Here is a 12,668-nt window from a genome sequence, read left to right as displayed (position 1 = left end):
AGATGCCTCCTTTTAATCGCCTTAAGTTCCGGTGACGCTTGATTGCTCATTTACTCTGCTATTGCACGAGCAGCCGCTCTTTCGCAAATGGCTCTCCACTGCTTTCCAAGGCAGGGTCCTCCACTCTAAACATGCGGCGTGCTTCAACGCCTCCCGCTCCGCTTACCGGAAGCTGTTGTACTGTAATCCCAGGAGCACTGGCAAAGGCTGTTTTGACCGTAACCTTGAAGCGGTAATATTGCTTGTCGAAGGGCTCATTGGCTGTCAGTTTAAAATAATAAACGCCCGCAGGAAGCCGCTTGTTTTTCACTTCCAGCTTGCCTGTACTGCCTGTTTTCTGTGTAAACAGCTGCTGCTGCTTTTTATCGTATGCTATGACTTGCATTACCTTTCCTGACGGAACATTAAACACTTGCAAATCAATTTGGCTCGCTTGGGTGAGGCGCAGCTGGAACCAATCCACATCGGTGCTGCTGTCAATGACACCTACATATTCTGTGCCGCTGCGTATGCTCAAGCCTTCGTAATATTGATTATTTGGCTCATTGGGATCATCGTATTTCGGCACATAATTGATTTTAAGCGTGTACTCCCCAATGACGGGGCTGGCCTCAGACGAAATGGCATTATGCACACGAATATAATATTTCCCGGGTGTTACTGTCAATGTTGGCGATATTTCAGCTTGGCCCTCCGACTCCTCGTCGTAGGTTCGAAGCGACTGTCCGGCCCGTTGAACGGCAAGGCCCGGATCGATTCGCGCCGTATTCCCCTCCAAGGTAAGGCGCAGCGTGCCGCTTTGCTTGAAGGTAATCGCATACCAGTCGCGATCCGCCTTCTGATGGAAGTTGCCCACTACCGTCTGGCTGCGCGGCGACAAAGCGAACGCTTCGTAAGTCTGGTCGTTCGATTCATAAGCATCTGGTTTCATAATAAAAGAGGAGTCAAGCAAATAGGGTTGACGAGTCCCGTTGTCGCTGTTCATGAACTGGACGCCTATTTTTTGCGTCCCTTTCTTTACCGTGAACTCGGCATTGCCGCTGGCAAGCTTTGTCGTATAAGTATTTTTCTGGACACCGTTCACATAATGCAGCATCCGAATAGGCGGAATCGCGGCCCCTGATTCAGTCAGTGATTGGTGCTTCATCGTGAGCTTGCCGTCATATGGCGCCTCCACGGTATACCAGTCGATATCCTTACCCGTATTGAGTACGGCAGATATTTGCTTATTCAAGGGGAGAAAGGCGGCTGTGCCCCTCGTATCATTCGGCTCAAAACCATCCGCTATAACAGGTGTGCTCAGCGCTTTATCGATTTGCAGCAGCCCATAGCCTGTGCGATTATCGAAGCCCGACTCGCCAATGTTTCGCGTCGTTTGGCGCAGCAGCTCCCTGACTTGATACGTTTTGAGCTTCGGATAACGGGCCCAGATGAGTGCCGCTGCTGCTGCTACCTGAGGTGCGGCCATCGATGTGCCCTCTTCCTTCTTGTAGCTACCGCCCAGCGCTGTCGTATAAACGTTCCAGGCCGCAGACAAATCCAGCTCCGTACCGGGATTCGAACGCAAATCTGGCGAATTGTCCGCTTTTACGCCGCCAACTGCCAGCACCGTCGAATAGGCGGCGGGATATTTTACAGCTGCCATACTTCCAAGCGTCTGTCCATCATTGCCCGCTGCTGCTACCAGCAGCACCCCTTTGCTCTCTGCATAATTTACAATATCCTGCATATAAGGAGAATAGCGATATAATCCAACGGAGAGCACGACGATCTTGGCCTGCTTGCGCACCGCGTACAAAATCGCTTCGCCCAAATCCTGCTCTGTCCCATCGCCATTATGATCAAGCGCTTTGATCGGCATCAGCTTCGCCTTCCACAAAATGCCGGATACGCCAATGCCATTGTTGCCGGAAGCGGCAATTACTCCGGCCACGCTTGTCCCGTGGCCGTTATTGTCCTCAGGCGGCGTATCCGTGTCGATTAAGTTGATGCCGGGGACTAGATTTTTTTTGAGATCGGGATGGTCGAGATCGATCCCCGTATCGACAATCGCGATCGTCAGCGCGGTTTGCTCGCGCACGGTTTTCCAAGCGGATAGCGCGCCGATCTGCTTGAGATAGCTTTGCTTCGCAAGCTCGGGGTCGCTGGCCGCCGCTGCTTTCGCGGCGGCGGCTGTGAGGACCGAAGCCTCGCCGGAGGCAGCTTCGGCTGGAGAGCTGTCGTCCGCCTGCTGTGCGGCGGACAGCTCTAAGGCGTGTACCCGTCCATTCGGGTACACGTATTCGACGCCCGGCGTGCTTCGCAGCCGGCGCAGCCATGCTTCGACGTCCGCCGATGCTTCGGCCGGACGTACGACATCGACCGCCGCCTCAGCCTGGCGGCGGATCACGAGCGTCCCGCGCAGCTCAGCTGCTTGCGCGGGATCGCTCCATTTGAGGAGCCAGCTTTGCGGCGGCTCCTCTTTTGCACTTGGGGCGGCGTCAATACGCTCCGCCGCCCAAGGCTCTGCGGCGGATACAACGCCGCAGAGCAACATAACCGCCAGCAGCGCAGCAAGCTGGCGGCGCAAACTGCGGAACCTACCATGATTAAACTTCATGTTATTTATTCTGCCTTTGCATTCGTATTTTTCTCGTGCTTTTCTTTCGTACTTTGCTTCATATTCGCTTGCACCTTAACCTGTCGCTTGCCGTTGCATCTGCTAACTCTTCCATTAACTTTCGCGTTTGAAGCAGGCTTGTCCTTGTTCCCGCTTAAGATAGCGACCAAAGGCCCAGCTTCCTGAATCCATATTGTCCTCTTACCCTAGTGGGTTCCTTCCAATCAGAGGCTGTTTACTTCATCAGCAGGCCTGGGAACAAGCCAAGCACGACAAGAGCGACGGCGCAGATGGCGATGCCCGCAGATGCAGCAAGCGGAAGCGAAAGCGCACGCTCGTCGCTGCCCGTTCTCATGAACATTTGCCGGATGAAGCCGAAATAAGCATATGCGGCTGCGAGGCTGCATGCGGCCATGACGCCCAGCAGCCAATAGGCCTCTGCTGCAATGCTGCCCAGCCATATATACACTTTGGCAAAAAAGCCACCCGTAAGCGGCAAGCCTGCAAGCGACAGCACGAAAACAGCCATCGCTGCCGCAAGCCAAGGTGACCGATGATACAAACCAGCCAGGCCACTGAGCTTTCCATGCCCTGTCACTTCCCGAACAGCTGCCAAAATAGCTGTAGCTCCAAACATCGCCAGCATATACACGGCAAATTGATAGCCGAGCGGTGCGAATAAGCTGCTATGAGTGGGCGCAAGACTAAGTGCGACCGGAACAAGCAAATAGCCGCTGTTGATGACGCTTGACCAGCCTAATAGGTTAGAAGCCTGCTTTTGCCTCAGCATCGCGACTGTGCCCCAAGCAATTTGGCAGGCCGCAATCGCCTGCAAGCCGATATAAGCGCTGTTTAAACGTAATAGCTGGACAATTTCCGTTCCATGGAGCAGATGATATAATGTAGCCGCGGTTGCACCTTGGCCTGCTACCACTAGAAACATCGCGCCAGCCATATAAGGAAATCCCGTGTTGTTCCCATTCTCGTTGGACATCCAAATGCTAAAGGGCAGGGCCGCCACTTTAACGCCTAAACCGCATGCCATTAGCAAAATGGCCAAGTATAAAAGCGAAGCATAAGACTGCATAACAGGAATGGCTGCACGAATAGCAGCTAAGTCCATCTCGCCAGTCAAGCCATAAAGATAAGACATGCCGAACAGCAGCAGGGCAGTTCCAACGCCAGAACGGGCCGAGATGCGCACTGCCGGGCGCTCAGGCCGAGACAAATGCTTATGCCGCTTGTTCAACGTAGCCAAAATCAGGCTCAACGCCGCCAAGCTAAATAGCTCAAGTCCTATATAGAGCGTAATGAGATTGGAAGGCGCAAGCAGCAAACGTATGCCAAGCAGAGCAGCAGGAATATATAAATAATCGTTAATACGCTGCTCCTGCTCTTCTCCCAAATTGAGCAGCACTACTACGATTGCGCCCGCAATACCCAGCAAAAACATGAAGCTCTCCGCATTTAAGCCAAGATATGTGATTCCCGCGACTACGTCAGGCTGACCGCCATCGGCAATTGCTATTACCGCTTCTGTGCCGTTCGCTGCCATCCGCCATAAAGCTGCCGCCAATACGACGACCAGCCAAGACAGTGTCAACCAGCCTGACGCCGATCCCGCTTGGTACCACAAGCGATACCGGAGGCCTGCGGCAAATGTAATCAGCAGCAAAAGGAGGAGCAGCTCAGGAATAAGCTGCACCGTACCCAACCAAAACTGCGATCCCAGCGCTTCACTATTTGTCATGAGCTTATCCCTCCATCCTGACTGCCAGCAATTGACTATAAAGCCCCTTGATGCTTTGCTGCACCGTATCAGTCAAAAATGATGGGAAGCAGCCCAGCAGCACGATAAAAGCAAGCAATATAATCATCGGTGCCGCCTCAATAAAGCGGGCATCCTTGAAAGCCGCATGCCCCTCAGCAATCGGCCCGAAGATTACGCTCAGCAGGCCACGCAGCATATAAGCGGCAGTAAGTATGATTCCCGGTATTGCGGCAGCAGCAAGCCATGGCATCGGATCGAATAAACCAAGCAGCGACAGTAAAATCCCGGGAAAGCCCGCCAATCCGGGAATGCCGATAAGCGACAGCCCTGCGGCCATGAGTATGCCGCAAATAAACGGGAGCGAGCGGGCCAAGCCGCCGAGCTCGGAAATTGTCGTTGTTTTCGCCCTCTCCTGCAAGCTGCCGACAACGAGCCATAACAGGGCAAAGCATAAGCTGCCCGCCATAAGTTGAAAGATCGTCCCTTGCAGCCCTGTCTCATTAAAGGCGGCAATGCCAAGCCAAATGAATCCCATTTGACTAAGCGAGGCATAAGCAAGCAGCTGCCTCATATCCGTCTGGCGCAGAGCCAGCAAAGCCCCGTACAGAAGCTGAATAATACCGATAACAGCGATAGTCAGGGCCATTTTTTCCGCTTGCTCTGGAAACAAAAATACGCCATAGCGCAGCAGTCCATATGCCCCGGCAGCCGGGAGCAGACCGGAAATAATCATCGCGACCGGCGTTGGTACGCTGGCCTGCGCTTTCATTAGCCATGTATGAAATGGCAGAAGCGGCATAAGCAGTCCGAAGCCGATGAGCTGCAAAATAAACAGCACCATCTTTACACCCTCGGTCAATGGCGCCGCGGCGGCCGCTCTCATATTCGGCACCTCTTGGCTCATTGCCATTTCTCCCATAAGCAGTCCACGGGCGATTCCGCCGTATCCTCCGCTGTATACCGCTTGGAGCTGCTCACCAGCCTTTTCAACACGAAGGCCCGCCGTACAGGTCAAAATGAGAAATACGGCAAGCAGCAGCACAGAGCCTAGCCCTGCCCCAGCCAATAGCCGATTCGCCGTCCGCTCACCGTCTGGATTGCCCCAAATGCCCAGCAGAAAATAAAGAGCGACCAGCGCGACCTGTAAAAATACAATAAACAGCAAAACATCCCTGGCGATAAAAAGCCCTATCAGTGAAGCTTCCAACCACAGCAGCCAAAAATAAAACGCTTTTCGCCGCTTCCTAAGCTGAACAGCGGTTACAGCAGCGAGTCCTGTTACCAGCGCTGCGGCAAGCAGCAACGGAAGCGAGAGCCCGTCTACCGCAACCGTGTAGGAAAAGGATAATTTTGCTTCGCTATATGCATGTCCCATAGTTGAAGCAAAAGGGAGCGGGACCTCAATCCACGGATACTGCTCCGTATAAGCGCCGGCCCCTTGCTGTTGATCAAATGTTGCATATAAAAATGCGGCAATAAGAAGCGGTAGCAGTGCCGCAAGCACAGCAAGCGACTGCATCACTCTTCCTTGCCCTGTCGGCGTGAGCAGCACAAGCAGCATTCCGGCAGCAGGGGTCAGCCACATTAAAGACAAAAGTGGCAGCTCTGTCAAAAATGCCATTTTACCACTCCCCCTTTGCAGCCATGATGATGATCGTGATGATCAGTCCAAAAATGATCGCTAGTCCCATCCCTCGAATCGTACTGCGAAGGCTCCAGCTCACAGCAAGCCTTCCCATCGCATACAACAGTCGAGCCGCCAGCTTGAGCGGCATGCCCATGGCATGCTCAATTGCCGCTAATACCGCACCAGCAGCGGCAAACAACTGCTTGAGTGCACTCGCTTTGCCTGCTGCCCATCCAGCAGAAGCATCCTTCAGCTTATTTAGGCCTGAGCGCATTGCGCTCGCATCACGTTTGTTTTTCAACCATCCGAGCCAAGCACCACCTAGTAGGATTGCAATAGCAGCCAGCATTGATGCTAAGGACATATTGCCTTCCGCGATGGCCGCTTCCCCATCGAGCCATCGTTCAGGCAATCTGCCCCACACCAATTGAAAGAAGCTTGAAAGGACAACGATCGCGGCAAGTGCAATTGCCGAATAGCTCATAAGGCGCGAATGCTTATGGCCTTGATCAAGCATAGCCGCTACAGTTGAACGCGGCTTCCCTTCAAATATAAGAAGATACATGCGGGACATGTAAGCTGCGGTCAAAAGCAGTACAAGCATAATCGCAGCCAGCCATAATAGATGCCGCTCTGATGCTTCCGACCAAATCGACTGCTGCAGCCAGAAGCCCATAAGCGGGGGAATGCCGCACAAAGCCAGGCCGCCAATGAAAAACGTCCACGCTGCAAGCGGCATATGCTTGCGCAAACCATCCATGCTCCCTATATCCGCTGTTCCAACTGCCTTCAATAGTTGACCTGCTGCCAGCACAAGCAGCGTTTTGCAAATCGCATGGACCAGCACATAAAGCATGCTGCTTGTGGCGGCCCCAACGGCAAGCGAAAGCTGAACGACCCCTAATTGGCTGATTGTCGAATAAATCAATATTTTGTTCACATTCCGCTCCATTAGTGCCCTTACAGCAGCGTAGAGCGCTGTCGCAACGCCAATATAGAGCGCTGCTTCCGTTACGGCTGGAGCCGATTGGAAGATTTCTGTCGTTTTGGACAGAAGCAGCGCTCCTGTCATCATGCCTGCTCCTTGCAGCAGCGCGCTCGCTGGAGCAGGAGCCTGCTCAGCACTGCTTAGCCAAGCGTAGAGCGGAAGCTGCGCAGCCATTCCCGCCGCCCCAAGCAGCAGCAAGCTTGCAATCAATGCCGTTATATTTTTCGCAATCGCACCAGATTGCCCTTCAAAAACGTTATGTATAGCAGCAAAATCCAGCGCATGCTCCGGCATGAACCAGAACAGCATCAGCGTTGCAAGCAGCAATCCCGCACTCGCTAAACGCATTATTATAAAAGCCTTCTTGGCAGCTGCTCGTGCTGCGCTCTTCGCATACCAGAAACCAAACAACAAAAATATGCTGACGGAAGCAAGCTCCCAGAACAAATAAAACGCCAATACGTTATCTGCAAGTGTGAGCGCCTGCAGCGAGAAGGTGAATAAGGACATATAGCTGTAGAACACCGTCAAGCGTTCATCCTTCTTCATATAACCAGCGGCATAAATATGAACCACCACGCTTAGCAAGCTGACACCTGCCAGCAGCAGCGCGCTCATACTGGTAACCTCAAATCCAATTCGCAGCGTCAGGCGATCTATCGAAATCCAATTAAAGCTATCATTATAATCGACTGCCCTATAGCGGAATCGCTCGATCCAAACCAGAAGCGACAACAGCAGCGAGGCAGCAGCACCCCCTGTTCCTACCCAGACGCCAGCAGTATGAGACCCTCGGCCAAGCGCCATCAGGATCAAAAAAGAAGCTAGCGGCAGCAGCGGAATAAGAAAAGCAGCCTCAGCATACATTTGCATCTGCTACGATCACCTCCTGTTTAACTATTATTCATGATTAGAGACTGCGACGAAATTAAAGTACTGCTAATTTCCTCGCGACTCCTTAGAGGTGGAGTCTCGCTTGTATAAAACAATTAATACGGCCGCTCCAATTGAAGCTTGCGCGAAAAAAAACACCAAGGGAAGTGTTCGAAGCCCTTCCGCTATTCCTTGCACATATAAGCTTAATGCAGCAATATTCAACTGGGCTCCGCCTAAAATGACACTTACACACAGCAAGGCCACCAATGAATTTCTTTTGACAATTGCCCCATACACACCAATAGCCATCAGCGTCGCCGCTGTCATCAAATGGGCAGGAAGCAGCGGCATTTCATCACTAGAATAGGGTATTTCCACAATGACATACAATAAAATAGCAAGCAAAAGCGGAATGCCTGCAGCAGCTGCCATTTCCCGGGAAGCGATTGCAATCGCCCGGTTATACCGGCCTATTTCCGAATGTCTCCTAATCTCGGAGCCTAGCAAAATCCCCATTGTCCCCACATATAGGAATGCCTGAAAAAGCGCAATCGGACCCGCTTCCAATCGGACGAGCAGTCCTGAATTGCCAATAATCGTAAACACAACGCCTAGTGCCAGCCTGGGCAGCATCCTGGCGTGAATCATAATGATAGAGCCCACGATAGCAAGGGCCGAATAAAGGAAGAACGCGGTTGTTTCTGCTGTAAACCATCCATTAACCAATGAACCGCACTCTCCCTCTCCTAAGTTTAACACAAAAGGACCGAGCTAATCATAAGCGTCGGTCCTTGTAAAAAAGGGATTTGCCTCGCCAATGCATGCCTGCTTAACCTGGCGTTATCGTCCCTTTGCCGTCACCTTCAACTATCTGATGAAAAAGGGGTGAATTTTGCTGCCTTTCTAATCTAATAATCGTTACAATTATAACAAATGCTCCCACTACCGTCTATGATGGAGTTTTAGGTGCACCCCCAGCAAAAAGGCCTGCCAAACCGCTGGAAACCGCGATTCGCAAGCCTTTTTCCACTCTACTATTCTGTTATTGGGACGCCCTGGGACACTATCTGATTCTAGACTCTGTTAACTTGAATTGGCCCACGAGCTGTTGAAGCAGCATTGTAATAGATTCGACATTCGTTGAGGTATGGCGAACGTTGTCCATCTCCACAATCAGCTCCTGCACTTGTCCTTCCACATCAGAGGAAACCGAACGGTTTTGCAAGCTGACTTCGGCAATTTGCTCCATCAGTTTTACCACTTCCTCCACAACCTGCGTTTTGCGCTGATCGTCCGCCTGCGCCGATTGCAGTGTGCGGGCTGCAGCAGCAACGAGATCAGTACCCTCTACTACAACTTTAGTACCCTCGTCCATTGAATGATAGGCCTGCTCGGCTTCTGAATAAATTTGCCGCGTAATGCCGTGCACTTCCTCTGTCGATTTTTTCGTCAAGTCCGCCAGCTTGCGGATTTCGGATGCAACGACCGCGAAGCCGCGACCCTGCTCACCAACACGCGCCGCTTCAATAGAAGCATTAAGGGCCAGCAAATTGGTTTGCGACGATATCTCCTCAATCACTTGAAGCACATCGCGAATTTCTTCCACCGTCTTCATGAACTTGCGAATCGTACCGTTCGTATCTTCTACCTTCGTGGAAATATGCTGCATCTTCTCCCCAATGCGGCCAACCTCGGTTTGCGCCATCGCAATTTGCTCTGCCGCTTGGCGCTCCAGTACAGATAGCGTATCGCGCATTTCACCCGCAGCATTTTTTGCCTTGTCGATATCCTTCAACTGATGACGAATGCTGCCAATCATATGGCCCACCTTACTGCCTACACGCTCCGTTGACAAGGCGGTATGGGCAGACGACTCATTCATGACGGACTGGCTGCTCAGCACCTCGGCAGCGGTGAGCTTCACCTGCAGCATAATGCCTTCGAGTGAATCAATCATATTGTTAATCCATTTTGCCAGCTCCTGCGTCTCGTCGCAATCGAACTCTTTCGTCGACAGCCGCTGGGTCAAATCACCTTTCCCCTCGGCATTAATACGAATAAAACGGTTGATCCGCTCTAAATGCCCTGTTACCCGCTGCGATTCCTTGCGCTGTATCGATATCGCAAACAAAATGCCAAACAGCAAATTAAATCCGCCAAGCACTGTTGCCGCTCCCCATAGCGGCATATAGCCAATTACCAGAGAAGCAAGCAGAAACGTTAGAACGCTTTGCAGCAGCGCTGCATACATTTGCAGCTTGCGCTGCCGCCAGCCAATACTGCGCAGCCGATACACCTCTTCCAGATCGCCCTCGCACATCATCCCCCATAGATCAGGGCAATGCGGCATTCGGAAGGTGACGCCTTTGCCGATGACGGCAATATGGCGATAATCCGAGTAGCCAGGAAACTGAGCGAACAAATTGCTGCCATTGCGAATGGTTCCTGCGACGCCAGGATGCAGCTCCCCCGTTGCTGGATCGGTAAAAACAATCTCCAGCTCGGTATGCTCCTTAATCGACACGGTTCCCCAGTCTGTCGTTACGCCATCCTTTAAATTTTCGCCATGGGTGAATGTACGGTCCTCAAAGCGGCTGCGGGATAGCGCTGTACCGGGTACGATATTACGCTGAAGACTAGGCTCGGCCATAAACAAATAATTGTCGCCCGAATCCGGATATACATGTCCTGACTCACGCTGGATCAAATCACCCAGCACATCATTAGGCACTCTCCCGCATAGGGTTCCCACTCTGCTGCCGTCCACAATTAGCGGCTGCATGAACATAATCGTCATTTTGTCATGAAAAGAGGAGGTTCGGGCCCCTAGCTTGAGTGTAATTCCGTCTTCGAAAGGACCAAAAAAACAGCGTCTGCCTGCTGGATCGCCTTTTTGGGAATACTGCATGCCCGGAGACAGCGCGCTGCCCTCTCCATAATGTGTGCCTATATGTGTGGGATAGGTGGAGTGAGCTACATGGTTGTGGTTGTCTAGGAGGAACAGCTCCGTAAAATCCATCCCCCTCGCATAGGATCGTTCGAGCAAAGGAGCTATCCATTTCTGCTGTTCTTTAGAGAACGCAGCGGTTTGTAATGCCGATAGGCCATCCAATAATTGATTCGACAGGCGCTCCATATGCCCCCAATACTCATCCGCCCATTGCAGCAGCAGCTCTTTGCGAGTATCTGCAACACCTTCGAAAATGTGCTCGACATCTTCCTTAATGCCAGAATTGAGCTTCCATGATACCCACAGTGGAAACCCCGTCCTTGTACCTAGCCAATCAAACATATGCACTCCCCCTATGCCCTTCCTTAATTTTCTTGTATGTAAAGTATATTAACATACATTTGAGCCGTTTTCCTAGGATAATGTTAGCTTTTATAACCAAAAATGTTTAGAAAAATGTGATTTGATCGAAAAAAAACCAATCATCTGCACGAATCCCGTACAATTGATTGGTTTACTCATTATATTGAACGATTAGTTCAAAAGGCTCATTTGATAATGATAAACGAAAATCCGCTTATTTCTTGAAAAAAGCTTTCAAAGCTTGCCAGCGGTTTGCCGCAGCACTGCCCTGCCAATCTGGTGGATCAGTAAGAACCTCACCCCTGAACAGCGAAGAAGCATTTTGCTGAAAATAATCCGACCACTCCGAGCCCATAACTTTCTGTATTCGATCATACGCTTCCTTTAACCTAAATCCTCGGCGCTCTACATGATGTGCATCAGATGATACAAGATGAATGAGGCCCGCTTCACATAGCTTCCATGAGGCCCGCTCCACCGTCTTGCCGAAAGCGCCAAGCAAGGAATGGCTCGTCACTTGGCCAAATGCCCCCAACCGAACAAGCTCTACCAGCCGCTCAGGCTGCTGAATGATGGCTGCGTTCCGCTCCGGATGAGCGATAACCACATGAATCCCAAGCAATCCAAGCTCATAGACGGTCTGCTCCGTATTTTTCGGAACATGGGAGGATGGCAGCTCCAGCAGCATGTAGGATGAACCCGCCAGCGTAAGCAAGCTTCCTTCCTTATAGTGGTCGAGCAGCTCCCGGTGCAGCCGAACCTCCTGTCCGGCATGCACGACAAGCGGAATATTCAGCTCCTGAAGCAGCTTATTGAGCGTACGGGTCAGCTCCTCTACAACTTGAGCCGGATTCACATAGCGACCGTTATGGTGATGGGGAGTTGCGATAATGGTTCTGATTCCCTCGGCAGCAGCCGCTCTTGCCAGCGCAAGCGAATCCTCCAGGCGGGCCGCACCATCATCAATACCGGGAAGAATATGTGTATGAATATCAATCATAGTGGAGGGCTCCTCTCCGGCTGTTTTATTTACAAAAAACACCGCTAACGCCTCTTTCAGGACATTAACGGTGTTTGGGTATCAAATCTTATTTATGCGCTATGCCAATACGGTTCATTGCACGCTGCAAAGCAAGCTCCGCACGGCGGAAATCGATCTCATCGCGTTTGGCAGACAGAAGCTGCTCCGCGCGTGCTTTCGCTGCTTTCGCACGATCAAGATCAATATCGGTCGCAAGCTCGGCGCTTTCCGCCAAAATAACGATTTTATCTTTACGAACCTCGATAAAACCACCATTTACAGCAATAACATCAGCTTTTCCATCGCGCTTGATTACAACTGGTGCAATACGAAGCTGTGTTACGAGCGGAATGTGGTTTGGCAAAATGCCAAGCTCGCCTTCAACGCCTTTTACACTAACCATATTCGCATTCTCCGCGTACACTTTACGCTCAGGAGTAACGACTTCTACCAAAAAGGTACTCATGTGGATT

General features: G+C 51.5%; 8 protein-coding genes. All 8 read right to left on the bottom strand.

Going from position 1 to position 12,668, the window contains the following annotated elements:
* Positions 1–58: 58 nt before the first annotated feature.
* The 8 genes from ABEW34_RS16910 to ABEW34_RS16875 all read right to left on the bottom strand — a co-directional run bounded on the left by ABEW34_RS16910 (position 59) and on the right by ABEW34_RS16875 (position 12,661).
* Positions 59–2,599: a S8 family serine peptidase gene (locus ABEW34_RS16910; RefSeq protein WP_430160334.1), complete on the bottom strand. Its 2,541-nt coding sequence runs from the start codon at positions 2,597–2,599 to the stop codon at positions 59–61.
* Between the two features lie 235 nt (positions 2,600–2,834).
* Entirely contained in the window at positions 2,835–4,349 is a 1,515-nt protein-coding gene (locus tag ABEW34_RS16905) for an NADH-quinone oxidoreductase subunit N (RefSeq protein ID WP_430160333.1), read from the bottom strand.
* 4 nt (positions 4,350–4,353) lie between these two features.
* Positions 4,354–5,991, bottom strand: coding sequence for a complex I subunit 4 family protein (locus ABEW34_RS16900; protein ID WP_430160332.1), 1,638 nt, complete (start codon positions 5,989–5,991; stop codon positions 4,354–4,356).
* 1 nt (position 5,992) lies between these two features.
* On the bottom strand, positions 5,993–7,858 hold the full coding sequence (locus ABEW34_RS16895; protein ID WP_430160331.1) for an NADH-quinone oxidoreductase subunit L: 1,866 nt from the start codon (positions 7,856–7,858) through the stop codon (positions 5,993–5,995).
* Between the two features lie 66 nt (positions 7,859–7,924).
* Positions 7,925–8,587 (bottom strand): NADH-quinone oxidoreductase subunit K, encoded by a 663-nt coding sequence (locus tag ABEW34_RS16890; protein ID WP_430160330.1) that lies wholly within the window; start codon positions 8,585–8,587, stop codon positions 7,925–7,927.
* 337 nt (positions 8,588–8,924) lie between these two features.
* Entirely contained in the window at positions 8,925–11,153 is a 2,229-nt protein-coding gene (locus ABEW34_RS16885) for a methyl-accepting chemotaxis protein (protein ID WP_430160329.1), read from the bottom strand.
* 235 nt (positions 11,154–11,388) lie between these two features.
* Positions 11,389–12,174: a tyrosine-protein phosphatase gene (locus ABEW34_RS16880; RefSeq protein ID WP_430160328.1), complete on the bottom strand. Its 786-nt coding sequence runs from the start codon at positions 12,172–12,174 to the stop codon at positions 11,389–11,391.
* Positions 12,175–12,262: 88 nt separating this feature from the next.
* Positions 12,263–12,661: a F0F1 ATP synthase subunit epsilon gene (locus tag ABEW34_RS16875; RefSeq protein WP_430160327.1), complete on the bottom strand. Its 399-nt coding sequence runs from the start codon at positions 12,659–12,661 to the stop codon at positions 12,263–12,265.
* Between the last annotated feature and the right edge of the window lie 7 nt (positions 12,662–12,668).

The sequence above is a fragment of the Paenibacillus algorifonticola genome, from assembly GCF_050481745.1.
GTDB lineage: Bacteria > Bacillota > Bacilli > Paenibacillales > Paenibacillaceae > Pristimantibacillus > Pristimantibacillus algorifonticola_A.
This window is presented reverse-complemented; position numbering and strand designations above follow the sequence as displayed.